The sequence below is a fragment of the Acinetobacter sp. CIP-A165 genome, assembly GCF_000367985.1.
GTDB lineage: Bacteria > Pseudomonadota > Gammaproteobacteria > Pseudomonadales > Moraxellaceae > Acinetobacter.
On record NZ_KB849200.1, the window covers coordinates 532,596 to 551,999 of the forward strand.

Consider the following 19,404-nt stretch of genomic DNA (forward strand, 5'->3'; position numbering starts at 1 on the left):
TGATTTACCACAGGAAAAACGGTTCATTATGGCGAATACTCCACGCTCTGCTGCAAAAAGCACAGCAGCTTCAACCTCTGCTGCAACTAAACGTGCCTTAGTGATTGTGGAGTCGCCTGCAAAAGCGAAAACCATTAATAAATATTTAGGTTCACAATTTATCGTGAAATCATCAGTAGGTCACGTTCGTGATTTACCGACTGGTGGGGGAAGTAAGGCAACTGAAAAGAAGCCTGTTACCCGCGTTAAACTCACCGATGAACAAAAGGCTGAGAAAGCACAATCAGCACTGATTAATCGTATGGGTGTCGACCCAGAACATGATTGGGTTGCACACTATGAAGTGTTACCCGGTAAAGAAAATGTCGTTGCCGAACTGAAAAAACTCGCCAAAGATGCTGATGCAATCTATCTCGCAACGGATTTGGATAGAGAAGGGGAAGCGATTGCTTGGCATTTAAGAGAAGTCATCGGTGGCGATGATAGCCGTTACCATCGTGTGGTCTTTAACGAAATTACCAAAAACGCCATTCAAGAAGCTTTTAAGCAGCCAACACGCTTAGATTTAAATCGCGTCAATGCACAACAAGCACGTCGTTTTCTTGACCGTGTGGTTGGCTTTATGGTTTCGCCGTTGTTATGGGAAAAGATTGCCCGTGGTTTATCGGCAGGACGTGTTCAGTCAGTTGCGGTTAAGCTCGTCGTCGAGCGTGAGCGTGAAATTCGTGCATTTATTCCAGAAGAATACTGGCAAGTCTTTGCAGATACTAAATCGAAAAAAGATGACATTCGCTTAGAAGCGGTGAGACAAGCAGGTAAAACGCTCAAGCTTAAAAATAAAGCGCAAACTGATGCTTTGCTCAGCGTATTAAAAGATGCTGAATATAAAGTTGCATTGCGTGAAGACAAACCAACCAAAGTTAATCCAAGTGCACCTTACATCACTTCGACCTTACAGCAAGCAGCAAGCACACGCTTAGGTTTCTCAGTCAAAAAAACCATGATGCTGGCGCAACGGTTGTATGAAGGTGGTTTTATTACCTATATGCGTACTGACTCGACTTTTTTGAGTGATGACGCAGTCAATATGGTACGTAACCATATTCAGCAAACCTTTGGTGATCGATATGTGCCTGAAAAGCCAAATCGCTATGGCAATAAAGCGGGTGCACAAGAAGCGCATGAGGCGATTCGTCCATCTGATGTGGTATTAACTGGCGATAAACTTGCTGGTGTAGAGCGTGATGCTCAGCGTTTATATGATTTGATTTGGCGTCAATTTGTTGCGTGTCAAATGACACCAGCCGAATATTTATCTTCAACTTTAACTGTTGAAGCGGCAAATGTAGAGCTTAAAGCCAAAGGTCGTACTTTAGTCTTTGATGGTTTTACCAAAGTCCGCGGTGCCAATAAATCTGATGATGATGTATTACTTCCTGCTGTTAAAGTCGGGGAAGTGCTGAAATTAGAACAACTTGATCCAAGCCAGCATTTTACCAAGCCACCTGCACGTTTTACAGAAGCATCATTGGTTAAAGAATTAGAAAAACGTGGCATTGGTCGTCCATCGACTTATGCTGCGATTATCTCGACCATTCAAGATCGTGGTTATGTCAAACTTGAAAACCGTCGTCTGTTTGCTGAGAAGATGGGTGAGATCGTTACAGATCGCCTCGATGAAAGCTTTAACAACCTTATGAATTATGCGTTTACCGCAGATTTAGAAGGGCAACTTGATAAAGTGGCAATGGGTGATCGGAACTGGAAAGAGCTACTGGATGAATTCTATGGCGATTTCAAAAAGCGTTTAACCAATGCACAAGGCGAAAGCGGTATGCGCCGTAATCAGCCTGTCGAAGTGGCTGACGTGCAGTGCCCTGAATGTTCTCGTCCGATGCAAGTGCGTACTGGTACAACTGGGGTATTCCTCGGCTGTTCGGGGTATAACTTGCCGCCTAAAGAACGCTGTAAAGGTACATTGAATCTGACACCTGTTGAGTCTTTAGCTGTGCTGTCCGATGATGATGGCGCTGAAACAGCAGACTTGATGTCAAAACATCGTTGTCCGAAGTGTGGCACTGCCATGGATAGCTATGTGATTGATGGTGGGCGTAAGTTACATGTTTGTGGTAATAACCCAGACTGTGATGGTTATGAGCTTGAGGAAGGTCAGTTCAAGATCAAGGGTTATGATGGTCCAACCATTCCATGTGATAAATGTGATGGCGAGATGCAGCTTAAAACAGGTCGCTTCGGTCCGTATTTTGCGTGTTCAAGCTGTGACAATACCCGTAAAGTATTAAAGAGTGGTCAGCCTGCGCCGCCTCGTGTTGATCCGATCAAGATGGAACATTTGCGTTCAACCAAACATGATGATTTCTTCGTGTTACGAGATGGTGCAGCAGGGTTGTTCTTGGCAGCAAGTAAATTCCCGAAAATTCGTGAAACACGTGCACCAAAAGTGGCTGAGTTACGTAGCGTGGCTGAGCAATTGGACGAGAAGTATCAATTCTTATTGCAAGCGCCTGATGTAGATCCTGAAGGCAACCCAACAGTGGTCAAATTTAGCCGTAAGAATCAAGTGCAATACGTGGGTTCTGAAACGGCAGAAGGTAAACAAACCAAGTGGAGTTTGGTCTTCCAAAACGGAAAATGGGTTGAAGCTTAATCATTGATAAAATAAAAATGCTAGCGATTTGCTAGCATTTTTTATAGAACAAATAAAAGCAATAATTGAATTCTACTTGGGGTTAAGCAATGTGGAAAAATATTCGAGTGGCATGCTTATTGATGGTGCTCTTGGTAGTTGCGGTGAATGCTTATCGAGATCAAAATCAAGATTGGAATCAGCCGATTATCATCCTTTTACATCCGATTAATGCCGATGGTTTAGACACAACGCAACACTATATTCAGCAATTACGATTAGATGACTTTATTGAAGTAAAACAATATTTAGAGCGCAATAGTCAGCACTATCGAGGGCAAAGCAGTTATTTTATGCTGCAAATTGGGCGTGAGCTTTACCATACACCTCCCGCAATGTCAGAGCAGCAGAGTATCTTCAAAAATATTTTATGGAGTTTGAAGTTTCGGTTTTATGCATGGAAACAACGTCAATCGATTGATGGTTATCCAAGTTTAACCTTGTATTTGAATTTTCATGATCCAAAGCAAACCAATATGTTAAAGCATTCTACTGCATTGCAACGTGGTCGAATTGGTTCGGTGAATCTGTTTGCATCACAGAAACAAGCTGAGCAGAACAATGTGGTACTTGTGCATGAGTTACTTCATGGGTTTGGTGCCACCGATAAATATGCTTTAGATACGGGTGAGCCCATTTTCCCAATGGGTTATGCGCAAGCAGATCAGAAACCTTTGTACCCACAAACCAAGGCTGAGATTATGGGTGGGCGTATTCCACTTTCAGAACACAAAAGTAAAATGCCAAATGATCTAGAGCAAACGATGGTTAGTATGCTTACGGCAAAAGAAATAGGTTGGATTAAGTAAAGTGAAGGTAACTGGAGTGAATTTGTGGATAAGTTTGCATTTACCCACATATAAACAAAATACCCATTCAGATAAAAATGATTAAATAAAACACCAGTTTCCCTGACATTACATCATGAATTATCAACATGCCTTATACAGAAGTTCGGATAAAAGACGCTCAGAATATAAATATAAACTTGATGATAAAAGAGTAAATAATGATGAAAACAGTGGGTAACGACCTGATTCGCAATCAGCTACACGCTGATCGTAAATGGTATCTGTTATTGGGCGTGGTATTGATTATTATTGGTCTGGTTCTTTTGGCTGCTTTGCCTTTCGCAACGCTCTCAGCCGTTCTTTTATTCGGTGTACTCATGATGTTGGGCGGGGCTTTACATTTTCTTGCCGCATTTATGGTCTTCAAAGGTGGTACACGCTGGTTGTGGGCATTGTTTGGTGTGTTGTATCTCATCGCAGGTTATTTTGCATTTACCACACCTGTGATTACCGCCGTGGTTCTGACTAGTTTTTTAGCAATTGCTTTAATTATTGCAGGGATTATTCGGACTGTGAACGCCTTTATCCTGAGACCGATGTCGGGTTGGGGCTGGGTGCTTTTTTCAGGTGTCGTAACGTTATTCACTGGGGTTTTGATCTTATCCTCGCCAAGTTCACCTTTCTGGGTACTCGGTATGTTCCTTGCGATTGATATCTTATTTCAAGGCATCAATTATCTGACCTTTGCTGGAGCAATTAAGCAACTCCCACATAGCTCGACTGTGGTTTAAACTGAGTTGTTTGGGTATTAGGAGCATGTGTTGAGCATGCTCTTTTTGTTTTTGTAGCGTGAAATGTTTCATTTCCCTTAGTCTGCTAAAATACCACTTCACTTCTAACTTACCGACTTTATGACGCTTGCCAAGCTAATTGATGAACTGAATCCACAACAGAAACAAGCCGCAACCACGGCAGCACAAAACTGCTTGGTTTTAGCAGGGGCGGGTTGTGGGAAGACCAAAACCATTGTGGCTAGAGCAGCGTATTTGATCGATCAGGGCTTAGCAGCACAACAGATTCAGATATTGACCTTTACTCGTCGTGCAGCAAGTGAAATCGTTACCCGTGTGGAGCAGCATATGGGCGCACAAGCCAAGGGTTTACGGGCATCAACATTTCATACTTTTTGCATGTATTTACTTCGCCGCAATCCTAGAGCTTTTGGTTTAACACAATTTAGTATTATTGATCGTGATGACCAGTTGTTGATGTTTCGTTTATTGCGTGGCAAAGATAAAGGCAATGTGCTACCCAAAGCGGCTGAACTTTGTGATTTGTATTCCTATGCGCGTAATACCAAGACCAAACTTTCCGATGCACTGATTCAACAGCTTCCTCAGGCAGTCGAATATAAAACGCAAATTGCTGAACTGATGCAGGCTTATGAACAGCGCAAGCAAGCACGAAATTTTCTTGATTATGATGATATTTTATCGATTGTCGCAGTGCACTTACAAAGTTCACCTGAGTTGGTGAAATGGGTGACAGGCTTCTGTTCTGCTTTATTGGTTGATGAGATGCAGGATACCAATCCACTGCAATGGGCTTTGCTGCAACCCTTAGTTGGAAAAGTGAAACTGTTCTGCGTAGGGGATGATGCTCAGTCGATTTATGGTTTCCGTGGCGCAGATTTTGAAAATATTCATCATTTTAAAGAACGAGTGCCTGATGCTGAGGTGCTTACTTTGGCAATGAATTATCGTTCAACGCAGGAAATTTTAGACTTATCTAATTGGTTATTAGAGCAGAGCCAGATTCGTTATGACAAACACTTGTTGGCTTATCGTGGTAAAGGGTTGAAGCCACAATTACATATTTTAGGCAATGAATTTGAAGAAGCCAATTGGATTATTCAAGATTTAAATCAACGACATTACCAAGGCGCAGCGTGGGCTGAACACATGGTTTTACTCCGTTCAGGGTTTAGTGGTCGATATTTAGAAGGGGCTTTAATTGCTGCCAATATTCCGTATCGTTTTATTGGTGGGGTGAAACTACTTGAATCCGCACATGTCAAAGATGTCTTAAGTTTTCTTCGGGTCAGTGTCAATCCGCAGGATGATTTGGCTTGGATGCGATTTCTGACCTTATGGGATGGTGTTGGCGATGTTGGTGCGAGTAAATTGGCGCAAGAGTTGATCCAACTCGCAGACATTGATGCGCGTTGTCAACGTTTAGAGCGACATGGCAAAGTGCCACAACACGCAATTTTAATCTTGAAGCAACTCGATGTATTGCAGCAGCATGTTGAAGCCTGTATTGGCTTGGCACTGGATGCGTTGAGTGAACAATTAGAAAATAACTATAAAAATAAAGATTGGAGTCGTCGGGTTAAAGATTTTGATCTGGTAAAACAACTGGCACGGAAACATCAGTTGCTGGGCGAGTTCTTGGAAGAATATGTGCTTGATCCTATTTCTGTTTCCGAAATAGATAAAACCCCTGATCAAGATCTAGTGACTTTGATTACGATTCATTCCGCCAAAGGGACGGAACAAAAAGTGTGTTATGTCCCGCATGTTTCGCCGAATCAATATCCGCACGCACGGGCGCAAGGTGATTTTGATGATGTAGAAGAGGAGCGCCGTGTGCTCTATGTGGCACTTACACGTGCCGAAAATGAATTGATTTTGACCAAACAAAATTTAAATCTATGGTCACAAGATCAATATGATGAGCTAGGGCGGAAAGTAGAAAGCTATTTTCTTAATGATTTACCTCAACATTTGCTAGATGTGCAGATTCATCGTCAAGTTCCGTCTTCATTTAATAAAAGTAGTTGGCAGCGTAACTCAGCAATAAGTTTAGGTTTTGGTATTGATCTCGATTAAACTAGGCATATTCAATTATTTTGATTCATTTCTTTAAAAAATGAATTATTTTTTAGGTTTTAGCATGAAAATTTTAGTTCGTAATTTAGATCGTTCCGTGACCGATGCAGAAGTCCTTGAGTTATTCAAGCAGTATGGCAAAGTTGAATCTTGTGTCGTGGTGAAGGACGAGGCAACAGGAAAATCTAAAGGTTTTGGCTTTGTAGAAATGACCAATCCAAGAGAGGGTGTCAAGGCGATTAAAGGTTTAAATACCTTACGTGTCAAAGGTGTTGGCATCCGAGTGAAAGCTGCGGACGATAAAGCTTAATTCTTAATGTTTAAGCAATATGCAGCTTTATCTATTGTTGCACCGAACGGTGAGCGAATTGCACAAGGGCTTAAAACTTTAGAAGTTCGCTCATGGTTACCTGAGGAATTGCCGCTCAGAAATCTCGTTATCGTAGAAAACCAAAGCTATCTGTTGAAAGATGGCGATGAGGAAATGGGCAGAGCGGTTGCTTTGGTTGACATTGAATCTGTGCATGCTTGGCAACAACATGAAGTTGAAGCAGCACAGGCATCTCGTTGGGCTGAAGGTTATTATGCTTGGGTGATCAGCAATGTTCGTCCTTTTGCTGCACCTGTAGCATGTATTGCAAAGCGTAGAATTTATCCTGTCGAATTGATGTGATGATCACTATTTGTTTAATCGTCAATTCGCTTTACAATTGCTCATGATTTAAATGAAATAAAATAGGGATTTAAGATGTCTCGTGTTGCTCGCTACCATGCCGATCGTACCAATCAAAAACTTTATTTTGCTCGACTTGCATGTCAACAAGCAGAGCAAACTGAACATATTCAACAGGCACAAGCTTATCGTGAAGCTGCGGTATTTCATTTGCATGGGGCGATTTTAGCGTTCTTGCAAGAATTGGTGCGTTACTACCGTCTCAATGATTTACAACCGACCTTTAAATCTATTGAAGAGCATATGGCGGATAAGGGGCAGGTCTCTCCAGAAATTTCAGTCTTACAACATTTGGCAAAAGATGGTTTTGTGGCTGAATTAAAACGTGCTTATCGGATGTGCCAATATGCGCCAGAGCCGACTTCGCCAGAGCCTGAGAATGAAACCTCATCTAATTTGATCATTAAAGTGACTCAAAGCCCACAAGCATGGTTACCTGATGCCAAAATTTTGCGTGAATGGCATCGCGAGTTAAGTCACTTAATTGATGGTTTTCGTAACGAAATGGTTGAGTTCTAAGTTAAACCAGTGAGATACTTGAAATTCATGCAAACAGCACTTATATAAATAAGACGTGAGATCGCAAAGTACACACGTGCTTTGCCACCATGATTGAAGCATGGAGAATATATATGTCAATGCAGCAGTTAAAAGAATTATTTGGTAACCAAGAAGCGGTGCTAGAATTGGTTCAACTCGAAGGTGGTGAGCTCGCGTTACGTAATGCCGGTTCTGAACAAGAGCCTTTAGTAAAGATACAATTTAGTGACGAAGTGAAAGAAATTCTTGGCGATCAAACACCAGCAGTCGCGCAACATATGATTCAAGCGGCTTTATTTGGTTTGCTAGAAAAGCAAATGAACCAGTGGCAAGCGGAAGTTATGGATGAGCAGCCACCTCATTTAAGCTAATATTTATAAGCAAAAAAGCGTACTTGAGAGTACGCTTTTTTTTATGGTATCTAAAGCGTTTAATAGCCGGTGGATTGGTGCGCCAGCTCGATCCGACTTAGGATGAGATGGCTCATATTCTTTGCCATTTCCTCTTTCGCATAGAAGACTTCACCGATATTTTCCTCTCGAATCACCGCCGCTTCTTCCTTACTTTCAGCACAAATCAAGACTTGGATTTCAGGATTTAACTGTTTGGAAATGTCGACGATCCGATGAATATCCAAAATATCCATTGGGGAAATAACCAATAAACGCGCATGCTGAATATGTGCCTGAATCAAAACATTTGGTTCGGTGGCTTCACCGCTGACCGCAGCGATCCCTTGAGTACGCAATCGTTCCACGATCTCACGGTTTTCTTCGGCGATCACTACTTTGATATTTTGTTGTATTAGATTGTCACTAATGCGACGACCGACCCCACCATAACCAATAATCACCACTTGATCGCGTAAATAGTCTTGATCGACCTCATCAGGTAGCATCGCCAGTGGATCGCTACTGCGCTCTAATAAACGTGCTAGATGCGAACGTTGGCGAATCCACTGTTGTGTTGGTTCGATAGCGGAGAAAATAAACGAGTTCAAGGTGATGGAAAATAGTGCTCCTGCCAGAATCAGATTTTGAGCCTCTAAGGTCAGTAAACCGAGCGCAACACCCATCGTGGCTAAAATAAATGAGAACTCGCCAATCTGAGCGAGACTTGCACCGACAGTTAAAGCGGTGTTGATCGGATAACGGAAGAACAAAACCAAGGCAATCGCTGCCAATGTTTTACCCACCATAATAATCGCAACCACAGCCAGAATATGTAATGGCTCTTCTAGCAGAATGCTTGGATCAAATAGCATCCCGACTGATACGAAGAATAAAATCGCAAAGATCTCACGTAAGGGGAGGGTTTCTTCTTCTGCTCGATGGCTAAAGTCAGACTCTTTCACCACCATGCCTGCGAAGAATGCACCGAGTGCCATCGAAACACCAAAAACGGCATAAGACCCATAGGCAATCGATACTGCGGCTGCTACAACGGTTAAGGTAAATAATTCGCGTGAACCGAGACGAGCGACAAACTGTATAATCATCGGAACAAGACGTTTGCCCACGATTAACATAAAGGCGATAAAACCAACGACTTTTAATAAAGTAATGCCAATGGTCATCCAAATACTTTGCGATGTATCCGTAGCATGTAAAGCTTGTCCACCCAGTAGCACGGCGATAGCGGGTAAAAGCACCAATGCCAACACCATGACCAGGTCTTCAACCAAGAGCCAGCCAACAGCGATTTTACCGTTAACGGATTCGAGTAAGCCTCGATCGCCGAGTGCTTTGAGCAGTACTACGGTACTGGCACAAGATAAGCTTAAACCAAAGACGAGGGCCGAACCAAAGCTCCATCCCCAAAGCATGGAAACTCCCACACCGAGTAAGGTTGCGACGCTGATTTGCAGAATTGCACCAGGTATGGCAATACGGCGGACTTGAAGTAAGTCTTTGATAGAAAAATGCATGCCCACGCCAAACATGAGAAACATGACACCAAGTTCAGCCAACTGATTGGCAAGTTTGATATCCCCCACAAAACCTGGGGTGTTCGGGCTAATAATAATGCCCGCAATAAGATAACCAATTAAAGGAGGTAAGCGTAAACGTGCTGCGATATAGCCAAAAATAAGCGCAAAACCAAAACCAACAGCAAGTAATATAATTAAACCAACATCATGTGGCATTAGAACTCCTTAATCGTTGCGGTTAAGGTATAAATAAATCAGCATAAAACATGCCAACAAGAAATCGAATAAATTGTAACAAGTAAAATAGAAATTGTTGATGACAATTTTTTTAATTATCAAAAAAAATCATGTAAATCTCGATTATGTTGCTATAAGCGCAGTTGACTGTGGGGCTGCTACTTTTTTAGAGCAAAAAAAACGACCTCAAAAGAAGTCGTTTTTTTAAAGAAACCAAAATTATTTAATTTTAGCTTCTTTGAAGATTACGTGTTGACGGATTTTTGGATCAAATTTTTTGATTTCCATTTTTTCCGGCATTGTACGTTTGTTCTTAGTCGTGGTATAGAAATAACCAGTACCAGCGGTAGAAACGAGACGGATTTTATCACGCATTGTTCAGACTCCTTAGATCTTTTGACCTTGAGCACGGAGATCAGCAACAACTTTCTCAATACCCAATTTATCAATAATACGCATACCTTTAGTGGTTAAACGAAGACGTACAAAACGTTTTTCGCTTTCTAACCAGAAACGGTGGTGGTGCAGGTTCGGCTCGAACCGGCGTTTGGTTTTGTTGTTTGCGTGCGATACGTTGTTACCAACGATAGGACGCTTGCCGGTAACTTGGCAAACCTTAGACATGGTGAACTCCATTGCTAGTTTTATAGCACTGTTTCGTGCAACTAGCCATTCAAGTAAACGGATGAAATCATTCAAGGGGCGTTTTATACCAAAAATACGATTAAAAGACAAGCGAAATTGGTAAAAACAAGGCATGAACTTGTTTGATAGGTCATGCCTTGATCAGCCTAGCGAAATAGTGTTTTCAAAAGCAGTTTGTGCGCCGCTTTATTATATGGCGGCAGAATGAATTTTAAACTATAAAGTTTAGGGCTTACAGGATTAGACATCATCGAGCGTTCATGTGAGAAACTAAAGAATCCTTCCTTACCATGATATTTGCCCATACCTGATGCACCGACACCACCAAATGGCAGGTCGTCTTGAGCGACATGAGTTAAGACTTGGTTAATACCAAAATGTCCTGAATGAGTACGCCCCGCAACATATTCTGCACGCGCACTGTCAACATCGAAATAATAGAAAGCCAATGGACGAGGGCGACTATTAATGAATTGAAGCGCATCTTCGATGTGTTCATATTCTAAAATAGGCAGAATTGGACCAAAGATCTCATTCTTCATAATTTCCATGTCAGTGCTGACACCAGTCAATAAAGTCGGTGCTATTTTACGAGCTTCAGTCAAAGACTCATTCTTGCTGTTTAACTCAACAATATGAGCACCTTGCTTTTGTGCATCCTCAAGATAACCTTGTAGACGGTTATATTGTTTGTCATTAACAATCGAGGTGTAGTCATTGTTGTCAGCCAAAGTCGGATACATGCTATTTACAAAGTCTTGATAATGCTTCGTGAATTCAGCCGTCTTACCTTTAGGCAAGAACATATAATCTGGTGCAACGCAGGTTTGACCTGCATTCCAAAGCTTTCCAACCGCAACGCGTTGAGCGACATCACGAATATTCATGGATGAGTGAACGAGTGCTGGAGACTTACCTCCCAGTTCCAAAATAACCGGAACAAGGTTCTGAGCAGCAGCGGCCATGACCGTTTTACCGACAGAGGTCGAGCCAGTAAAAATCAGTTTGTCGAATGCAAGATGACTAAATGCATCTGAAATAGGACCGCCACCATTTACAACGGCAACTAATTCTTGAGGTAAGGCTTCTGAAAGCGCATTTTCGAGCGCATAACCAAAGTTTGATGATGCACTAGAAATTTTAATCATGGCATGATTGCCCGCAGCCAATGCACAAATCAGTGGGCCAACGGAGAGCAATAGTGGATAGTTCCATGGTGCAATAACACCAATCACGCCTAAGGGCTGATATTGTACCCAGCCTTTAGCAGGTTGGTGTAACATGCTGATATGTCGTTTAGATGGTTTCATCCATTCGGTCAAGTTCTTGCTATAGTATTTAATATGTTCTAAGCAGGTAAGAACTTCACCAATTTTGGTTTCCATAATGGCACGATTGCCATAATCTTGACTAATTGCATTCGCAAATTCATCTTGGTACTTTACCAAGATGTTTTTAAGTCGAGTCAAGCGCTCAATACGTTCTTTTGCGCTTGGGACAGGATGACGTTGGTAAGCAACTCTTTGCTGTTCAAGCAAATCATGTAGCCGTTTTACATCAACATGAGGTGTCATTGCGGTTGTTTTTGTTTGACTGTTCATAGGAGTAGACCAAAAGAAAACTTATTTACTTTTTCATTTTTAGAGTAAATACTCTAAAGTGTCAAGTCGCCTTGTGGGTTTGTTTTATAACTCATTGATAATCTTATAGATGGTTAAAAACGATGTCGAATGCTAAACCGAACAAAACTAAAGACAAAATTTTGCAGATCAGTTTGCAGCTATTTAATGAGCGTGGCGAACGTTCCGTCACGACCAATCACATCGCGGCTGAACTCGGTATTAGTCCAGGCAATTTGTATTATCACTTTCGTAATAAGCAAGAAATCATTAAGGAACTTGCGCTGCAATATCAGGCTGAGACCTTAGGTATGTTGGCGTTACCTGATGATCGTCAACTCAATGCCAATGACAAGATTAGTTATTTTCAGGTGTTAAGCAATCAACTTTGGGCTTATCGTTTTATTCATCGTGATGTTTATCATCTCGTTGAAAATAATGATGATTTTAGAAAGATTTATCCGCGTTTTGCGGGGCAGGTCATGCAACAAGGGCAAAGAATCTATCGTGCATTCGTTGATGCTGGGTTGATGAAAATGACTGATTCTGAAATCGAAGCGTTGATTATCAACTTATGGATCGTGCTGACCAACTGGACCAATTTCCTCTATATGTCAGGTCATATTAGTGACAACAACCACTTAGAAGAAAAGTGGGTATGGCAAGCATTACGACAAATGTTGTTTTTAGAAGGACCTTATTTAATGGGTGAAAGTCGTCAGACTTATGAGCTGTTACTTCAATCGCTTGGTCCTTCTGATCTTTTTGCAAGCTTGTCAATGCTTAAAAATGATGGTGGGTAGGCGACAGCTATTTAGTCCGTGACAAAAAAGCGTTAGAATGCTCGGCTTGATTTTAATTTGATTTGAATAAGTGATATTAACCACATGAACACGACTACTGCCCATACAGCACGACTACTGATTACTTGTGAAGACAAGCCGGGCATCGTGCAAGCTGTATCGAGCTTTTTGTATCATCAGGGAGCAAACATTACCGCACTTGATCAGTACGCAACAGAAGCTCAAGGCGGACGTTATTTTATGCGTGTTGAGTTTGAGTTAGATCATTTGCAGTCTCGCAAAGAAGCTTTGATGCAAACTTTTGCTGCGAATGTTGCTGAACGTTATGGAATGCAATGGAAACTCGCATTTGTAAATGAGCTGAAAAAAGTCGGGATTTTAGTCTCTAAAGTTGACCATGCTTTGCTTGAGCTGTTATGGCGTCATGCCCGTGGTTCATTGGAGTGTGAAATTACCCATGTGATTTCAAATCATGAAGATTTGCGAGAAGCAGTTGAGAATTTTGGTATTCCATTTACCGTGATAAAAGTGACCAAAGACAATAAAGCAGAAGCTTATGCGCAAATCAATGAGATGATGCAAGGCAATGATTTACTTGTTTTAGCACGTTATATGCAAATTTTGAGTGAAGACTTCGTCGCGAAATGGGAAATGAAGATCATCAACATTCATCATTCATTCTTGCCTGCTTTTGTTGGTGCGAACCCATATAAGCAAGCGTATGAAAAGGGTGTGAAATTGATTGGTGCAACCGCGCATTATGTCACTGCGGACTTGGACCAAGGGCCAATTATTGAGCAGGATGTTGAGCGTGTTAGCCATGATTATAACGTTGAACAATTACGTGAGTTAGGCGAAGATGTTGAACGTAATGTATTGGCACGTGCAGTCAAATGGCATTTAGAAGACCGTATTATTGTCGATGGAAATAAGACCGTCGTTTTCTAATAGACCTAAAGCTCTATGTCATAAGAAAGAACATGCCGATTGGCATGTTTTTTTACCACACGGTATTGTTATGTTATAATATTTCGTTTTAAGTGGATTGAGTTATTAATTTAAGTCATATTCACAAAAAAATAGTTGCAAATGAAAACACTTCTCATTTATTATTGCAGCACTTTAATTGTTCTATCCGATGTGTGTGATCGTTTTTTTACGAATACCATCTATTAGGTACTTTGATTTTTATGAGTCCATCTCCTGCAGCATTCAACACGTCAAGCCCGATGAAAAAGAAAATCATCACTGCCTTAGTTGCAGTTGTGATTGGACATGTGGGAGTTTTGTGGGCGGTTAGCCACATCAAAACGATTGAGTTGAAACCAATCGAAAAAGAGCCGCTTAAGGTTAAATTCGTTAAAATTAAAGAACCTCCAAAAGCTGAACTCCCTAAACCTAAAGAGACACCAAAGCCTGAACCTAAGAAAGAAGTGAAAGAGGTTAAGGTTGTTGAAAAACCATTACCTCCACCACCGAAGAAAATTGAAAAAGTGCAGCAAGTAAAAGCTGAAGCACCTAAGCAAGTGATTCAAAAAACCGAACCAAAAGTTGAAACGAAGATTGAAACGACAGTTGTTAGTACAACTGTAACGGAAAAGGTGGTTGAAAAACCAAAACCTGTTCAAGAAGCCGCTAAACCTCAACCTGCTGCTGATCCATCACCAAAAAGTGTATCAATTGGGGGTGCTGGTATCCAATGGAGTCGTACACCGAAGCCAACAGCAACTGCAAAAGACATGGAAAACCAACCACGGTCTGCTGTGGTCGCGATTGAAGCAGATGAGAAAGGCAAGATTACTAGTGTTCGTATTGTACGTAGTACCGGTTTACCTGCATTAGATGAAAAGCTGGTAAGGCAGGTTCGAAGTGGAAGATTCAAACCGTATATGGAAAATGGCGTTGCTTATCCGATTAAAGCAGAGCTACCATTAGATTTAACCCTTTAAAAGATTTAAGCCTTAACGGCTAACTTTAATTAGGAGTTCGAGTATGAACTTTTCAGTTTATTGGCAACATGCAGATGCAGTGAGTAAGACGCTGTATTTCATTCTTCTAGCAATGTCGATTGCGACGTGGACGATTTTTATTCTACGTATTTTAGGAACACGCCAATTAAAACAACAGGCTTATGCTCAGCTTGCTCAGGCTTTGACGACGCTTAAAGCGAAGTTACAACCATTAACCTTTGAGCAGCGTAAAGCAGTCGCTGAACAAGCCCTACTGCGCCAAATCTCTGCTGAGAAATCACAAGCAGAAAAAGGCGTATCAGTACTTGGGACAATTGCTTCACTTGCACCGTTCGTTGGCTTGTTTGGTACAGTGTGGGGGATCTTCCATGCACTTGTAGCGGTCGGTAAAAGCGGTCAGGCAGGTTTAGCACAAGTTGCGATTCCTGTTGGTGAGGCATTGATCATGACGGGTCTAGGTCTTGCAGTGGCGATTCCTGCGGTATTGGCTTACAACATCTGTATGCGTTTCAATCGTGGTTTGGCACATGATTTACAAGATCAGGCACATGGCTTGTTGATTGATACCATGTTGCAGCAAGAAAGCACCGCAAAGACTGAAACTAAAGCGACTCAACAAAGTTTAGTTGGAGGTCAAGCTTAAAATGGGCTTTCAATTGGGTGAAGATCACGACAGTGGCATGAATGAGATGAACCTCATTCCTCTGATCGATATTATGTTGGTATTGATGATTATCTTTTTAGTCACGGCAACGGTTGCTAGCCCATCAATTCCATTGAGCTTACCAAAGACAACGGCTGAAATTATAGATCCGCCACCAAAAGCAATTACCATTAGTATTAATGCGAGTGGTGCGGTGGCTTGGGATACGCAAATTATTAGTTTAGATGAGCTAGAACAGCGTTTCCAAGAGGCAGGTCAAGCAGAGAATAAACCGACTGTACAATTACGCGCAGACAAAGAATCAAAATACGATACAGTTGCGCAAGTGATGTCTCGTGCCAGTGAAGCAGGCTTAAGTGATATTGCTTTTGTTAGTGAAAATTAATTTAATTCAGCCTGATAAAAAATTGAAAGCAACGCCAAGCGTTGCTTTTTTTATGTCTACTCGGTTTTGAGTAAATCCATAAACTTTGCCCGCAATTTAGAGAGCTTCGGCGGAATGCTAAAGTTGCAATAGCCTTGTGAGGGATTGCGCGCATAAAAATTTTGATGCTCATCTTCAGCAGGATAAAAGATCGGGGCAGGACTCAGTTCAGTGACAATATTTAAGCTTTCATCTTCCAAACTTTGAATCACCTGCTCTGCAAGTTGTTTCTGTTCATCATTAAAGTAATAAATAACAGAACGGTATTGTGTACCGATATCGTTGCCTTGACGGTTCAATGTGGTTGGGTCGTGCGTGGTGAAGAATACATTTAAAAGTTGAACATAGCTGATTTGTTGTTCATCAAAATCAATGAGTACGACTTCAGCATGTTGAGTCGTGCCCTGACAGACTTGCTCATAGCTTGGGTGTTGAACAATTCCGCCAGCATAACCACTGACCACTTTCTCAACACCTCTGAGTTGTAGAAATACAGCTTCTACACACCAAAAACATCCACCACCAAACAGTGCTTGTTGCATAAAGTTCCCCAATTTTTATTTTTTAAGAATGTGTCTAAAGTAAACCAAGTGCTCAAAAAGTAAAAGCCCGTGTTTGAAACGAACTTTTACTTTTTTATGATAAAGCATTAAGGCAATGGTTGAGTCACTGTCATGAAACTGACGAGGGCTTTGCCAGAACTGTCTAAGAGTTGAAGTTCGTGTCCTTTGATCTTATAGCTTGTAGTATTGGTTAAGGCGTCGGAATATTGACGAGAAAGGGTCGCATTGTCGTTGCCGATGCACGCCATCCTAGTGGATGCAATTGGACCAAGTTGTAACTGTTTAGCACTACTTTCAAAGCTACCAAAAATTTTGTTACAGCCGTCAGCACCAGAGAAACGCTTGGTGTTGGCATCAAACTGGATAGCTGGTTTTTGATGAGAAGGGCCATCAGTTTTGATGTCGACACCATTGATCTGTGTCGCGACCCAAGTGTGGTTATATAAACCAATACTTTCTTTTTGAGATGCATTCGATGAAATATGCAGCGATTCAGTGGCTGCACAACCAGACATGACAACCGCAACCGCCAAAGTACTAGAAGTTAACAATGTTTTTAACATAAAAATTTAAATCCAAGTCGTTGTGTTTATATGGTTGTTATTTAAATCAATATTGATGTAGAAGCATGGTATGTAGCGTATTCTTTTGTAAATATTAATTTATTTCTAATATAACTAGTATGAGCTTTATTCAGTTTTAGGCAGGCCAGCACGAATAACGGCCGAAAAAAACTCACTGCTTTGATTGGATTGTTTAGCGTATCGTTCTGAACGAGGGTTGATATGAGCCAGTTGATACCACTCTTTCATACTGTAGTTTTGATTCAGTGCTTTCAGATCATGTAAATAATTGGGTAAATAGCCCGAAGCTAAAAGGCGGTAATCTTTCGGCAATCTGTGTGGGTTGATGGCCTGTGCCATGTCAAAAATGAGGGTGGTACAGTTACTGGTTAGCGTGTTGTACCATTTTGCTTCAGCACGCAATTCATCTGCTTTATTTAGATATTCAATAAATAAAGCCTTGCGCTCATCAGCAGGCATTTTGATGGGGAATAGATAGACTTGTTCATTACGAATATTACTTCGCGTATACACAATATCTTTTTCATCAGAGGCAATCAGGCTCAGTTCATATTTACGAAAGAAACCGCCAATTGCTGAAAATGATTCGCCTTTTTCTTTGCGGATTTCAATCGAGAAGACCAATGGTTTTTGGTCTGCGAAATCGAAACTAACCAGCGTGTGAGCAATCTGTGGCCCCATCCAATATGAAGCAATGACATTGATGCCTGTAATTTTACTCAGGTCAACAGTGCGGTCTTCCCAGCGAACATCATAACTGCCGTCGGCATGCCAGTTAAAATTGCGAACATGATGTAGCGTGACAATATCACCCTGTTTTTCATAACTGAGTTGTTCTGCAACCTCAGGATCCCATTCACGATCTTGTCTTGCATCTAATGAGAAATACCAAAGCAGTGAACAAGCAAATGCACAACAATAGAGGATAATGTCAGTCCGTCGACTGAAAATGTGACCACTAATATAAAAACCAATTAAGCTCAGTGCAAATAAGACCCAAAGCAGTATGATCAGACGACTAAAGACACTGCCAAGGGGTTGTTGAATCCAGAGCGCTAGGCACAACCATGCACTTGAAAGGATCACGAATAGGGTAAAAGTACTATGTAATAGTCCAATTCCTAACGCAATGAAAAACTCACGTGATCCAATGTCATGCATAACAATTCGCGATCCATTTTTTATTTTTGATAAGTTGCAAACTCAAAGGTGATATTTGATTTTTCATCAATATGCTGTTCTGAGTTTACTTTATGAAAGTCCTCAGAGATTTTTGGATAATGTGCATCGCCTTGTACATCCAAATCCACATGCGTGAGTTCCAGACGATCGGCAATCGCAAGTGTTTGGTTAAAAATCTCTCCACCCCCAATAATAAATAAGGATGCTTTTTCAGAGTGTTGTACGTCTGTAAGTGCAGCATTTAATGCATCTTTGATGCTATGCGCAACCTTAACCCCATCAAACTGCCAAGATGGGTCACGAGTAATCACCCAGTTCACGCGATTTGGCAGCGCTCGTCCCATGGATTCAAGCGTCTTGCGGCCCATGATCACTACGCCGCCTTGGGTAATGGCTTTGAAATGCTTAAGATCGGCAGAAATATGCCACGGTAGTGCATTGCCTTTACCAATACAGTTTTTTTGGTCCATTGCCACAACGTGTACAACTTCAGTTCCTTGCCATGCCATCTGGTGTTCTCTCTTAAGATAATTAAACTGCGACAGGTGCTTTAATTGCAGGATGTGATTCATAGCCAACAATTTCGATATCTTCAAATTTAAAGTCGAAAATATCGTTGATCTCTGGATTGAGTTTTAATTGACACAAAGCTAATGGCTCACGAGAAAGCTGTAATTGTGCTTGTTCAAAGTGATTGGCATATAGATGAGTATCACCACCTGTCCAGACAAAAGCACCAACATCTAAGCCACAGACCTGCGCAATCATATGCGTGAGTAGGGCATAGCTGGCAATATTAAATGGCACACCTAAGAAGTTTATGCCCCTGAATTTTTGCACAATATGCTTTCCAATAAGGGTTTTACCACCAAATTATAACTGTGCATTATTTATTTTGCACATTTGGTAAGCCCAAGCATATTCTAGAACGGTTAATTAGAACCAACTACTCATTTAAGTGTAATTAAATAAGTTTTTCCTAGAAAATTAATTATAGATATAGTTAATGCTTTTAGCCATCCTTTAATTCCAAAAAATTGAATCTCATAGCCAAGTTGTCACTTAAACTTGAGTAACCAAGAAATGCTCTATCTTTAGAATTTTATGCAACAAAGCCTCAT

At 41.3% G+C, this 19,404-nt stretch carries 21 protein-coding genes and 1 pseudogene; 13 read left to right on the top strand and 9 right to left on the bottom strand.

Annotated features, from left to right (window positions below; all coding sequences use genetic code 11):
- The first annotated feature begins 28 nt into the window (after positions 1-28).
- From topA to F991_RS02415, 8 genes are all read left to right on the top strand, one after another.
- Positions 29-2,668 carry a type I DNA topoisomerase gene (gene topA, locus F991_RS02380; RefSeq protein WP_004668544.1) on the top strand — a complete coding sequence of 880 codons (2,640 nt, stop codon included), beginning with the start codon at positions 29-31 and terminating at the stop codon, positions 2,666-2,668.
- A gap of 89 nt (positions 2,669-2,757) precedes the next feature.
- Positions 2,758-3,516: a hypothetical protein gene (locus F991_RS02385; RefSeq protein ID WP_004668546.1), complete on the top strand. Its 759-nt coding sequence runs from the start codon at positions 2,758-2,760 to the stop codon at positions 3,514-3,516.
- 200 nt (positions 3,517-3,716) lie between these two features.
- Complete coding sequence (locus F991_RS02390; RefSeq protein WP_004668549.1) at positions 3,717-4,289, top strand: HdeD family acid-resistance protein; 573 nt, start codon at positions 3,717-3,719, stop codon at positions 4,287-4,289.
- A 120-nt stretch (positions 4,290-4,409) separates the two neighbouring features.
- A complete protein-coding gene (locus F991_RS02395; RefSeq protein WP_004668550.1) occupies positions 4,410-6,389 on the top strand; it encodes an ATP-dependent helicase in 1,980 nt (659 codons plus the stop codon).
- 64 nt (positions 6,390-6,453) lie between these two features.
- Positions 6,454-6,699 (top strand): RNA recognition motif domain-containing protein, encoded by a 246-nt coding sequence (locus tag F991_RS02400; RefSeq protein ID WP_004668553.1) that lies wholly within the window; start codon positions 6,454-6,456, stop codon positions 6,697-6,699.
- Positions 6,700-6,705: 6 nt separating this feature from the next.
- Positions 6,706-7,062 carry an ASCH domain-containing protein gene (locus tag F991_RS02405; protein ID WP_004668555.1) on the top strand — a complete coding sequence of 119 codons (357 nt, stop codon included), beginning with the start codon at positions 6,706-6,708 and terminating at the stop codon, positions 7,060-7,062.
- A 75-nt stretch (positions 7,063-7,137) separates the two neighbouring features.
- Positions 7,138-7,641, top strand: coding sequence for a DUF6586 family protein (locus F991_RS02410; protein ID WP_004668556.1), 504 nt, complete (start codon positions 7,138-7,140; stop codon positions 7,639-7,641).
- Between the two features lie 113 nt (positions 7,642-7,754).
- Positions 7,755-8,033 carry a hypothetical protein gene (locus F991_RS02415; protein ID WP_004668558.1) on the top strand — a complete coding sequence of 93 codons (279 nt, stop codon included), beginning with the start codon at positions 7,755-7,757 and terminating at the stop codon, positions 8,031-8,033.
- A gap of 59 nt (positions 8,034-8,092) precedes the next feature.
- On the opposite strand, the gene F991_RS02420 is transcribed toward F991_RS02415, so the two are convergent.
- From F991_RS02420 to F991_RS02435, 4 genes are all read right to left on the bottom strand, one after another.
- The gene (locus F991_RS02420) at positions 8,093-9,808 is read right to left on the bottom strand and encodes a cation:proton antiporter (RefSeq protein ID WP_004668560.1); all 1,716 of its coding nucleotides are present in this window, start codon (positions 9,806-9,808) and stop codon (positions 8,093-8,095) included.
- 240 nt (positions 9,809-10,048) lie between these two features.
- Positions 10,049-10,204 carry a 50S ribosomal protein L33 gene (rpmG, locus tag F991_RS02425; RefSeq protein ID WP_003654787.1) on the bottom strand — a complete coding sequence of 52 codons (156 nt, stop codon included), beginning with the start codon at positions 10,202-10,204 and terminating at the stop codon, positions 10,049-10,051.
- Positions 10,205-10,216: 12 nt separating this feature from the next.
- Positions 10,217-10,453: a 50S ribosomal protein L28 gene (gene rpmB, locus F991_RS02430; protein WP_004649871.1), complete on the bottom strand. Its 237-nt coding sequence runs from the start codon at positions 10,451-10,453 to the stop codon at positions 10,217-10,219.
- A gap of 167 nt (positions 10,454-10,620) precedes the next feature.
- Positions 10,621-12,075, bottom strand: coding sequence for a coniferyl aldehyde dehydrogenase (locus tag F991_RS02435; protein WP_004668562.1), 1,455 nt, complete (start codon positions 12,073-12,075; stop codon positions 10,621-10,623).
- A gap of 122 nt (positions 12,076-12,197) precedes the next feature.
- Between F991_RS02435 and F991_RS02440 the strand changes: the two genes are divergently transcribed.
- The 5 genes from F991_RS02440 (at position 12,198) to F991_RS02460 (ending at position 15,915) form a co-directional block, all read left to right on the top strand.
- Positions 12,198-12,896, top strand: coding sequence for a TetR/AcrR family transcriptional regulator (locus tag F991_RS02440; protein WP_004668564.1), 699 nt, complete (start codon positions 12,198-12,200; stop codon positions 12,894-12,896).
- Between the two features lie 84 nt (positions 12,897-12,980).
- Positions 12,981-13,844, top strand: coding sequence for a formyltetrahydrofolate deformylase (gene purU, locus F991_RS02445; protein ID WP_004668566.1), 864 nt, complete (start codon positions 12,981-12,983; stop codon positions 13,842-13,844).
- Positions 13,845-14,086: 242 nt separating this feature from the next.
- Positions 14,087-14,845, top strand: a complete 759-nt coding sequence (locus tag F991_RS02450; RefSeq protein WP_004668568.1) for an energy transducer TonB — start codon at positions 14,087-14,089, stop codon at positions 14,843-14,845.
- A gap of 43 nt (positions 14,846-14,888) precedes the next feature.
- The gene (locus F991_RS02455; protein ID WP_004668569.1) at positions 14,889-15,509 is read left to right on the top strand and encodes a MotA/TolQ/ExbB proton channel family protein; all 621 of its coding nucleotides are present in this window, start codon (positions 14,889-14,891) and stop codon (positions 15,507-15,509) included.
- Between the two features lies 1 nt (position 15,510).
- Complete coding sequence (locus F991_RS02460) at positions 15,511-15,915, top strand: ExbD/TolR family protein (protein ID WP_004668571.1); 405 nt, start codon at positions 15,511-15,513, stop codon at positions 15,913-15,915.
- A 56-nt stretch (positions 15,916-15,971) separates the two neighbouring features.
- Here F991_RS02460 and msrA read toward each other — a convergent pair whose 3' ends face one another.
- The 5 genes and pseudogenes from msrA to thyA form a co-directional block, all read right to left on the bottom strand.
- The gene (gene msrA / locus F991_RS02465; RefSeq protein ID WP_004668572.1) at positions 15,972-16,496 is read right to left on the bottom strand and encodes a peptide-methionine (S)-S-oxide reductase MsrA; all 525 of its coding nucleotides are present in this window, start codon (positions 16,494-16,496) and stop codon (positions 15,972-15,974) included.
- Between the two features lie 107 nt (positions 16,497-16,603).
- On the bottom strand, positions 16,604-17,080 hold the full coding sequence (locus F991_RS02470; protein WP_004668574.1) for an META domain-containing protein: 477 nt from the start codon (positions 17,078-17,080) through the stop codon (positions 16,604-16,606).
- 126 nt (positions 17,081-17,206) lie between these two features.
- Positions 17,207-18,262 carry an Lnb N-terminal periplasmic domain-containing protein gene (locus tag F991_RS02475; protein ID WP_004668575.1) on the bottom strand — a complete coding sequence of 352 codons (1,056 nt, stop codon included), beginning with the start codon at positions 18,260-18,262 and terminating at the stop codon, positions 17,207-17,209.
- 20 nt (positions 18,263-18,282) lie between these two features.
- On the bottom strand, positions 18,283-18,792 hold the full coding sequence (locus F991_RS02480; protein WP_004668576.1) for a dihydrofolate reductase: 510 nt from the start codon (positions 18,790-18,792) through the stop codon (positions 18,283-18,285).
- A 22-nt stretch (positions 18,793-18,814) separates the two neighbouring features.
- A pseudogene (gene thyA, locus F991_RS02485) lies at positions 18,815-19,099 on the bottom strand (thymidylate synthase); the annotation flags it as partial.
- Between the last annotated feature and the right edge of the window lie 305 nt (positions 19,100-19,404).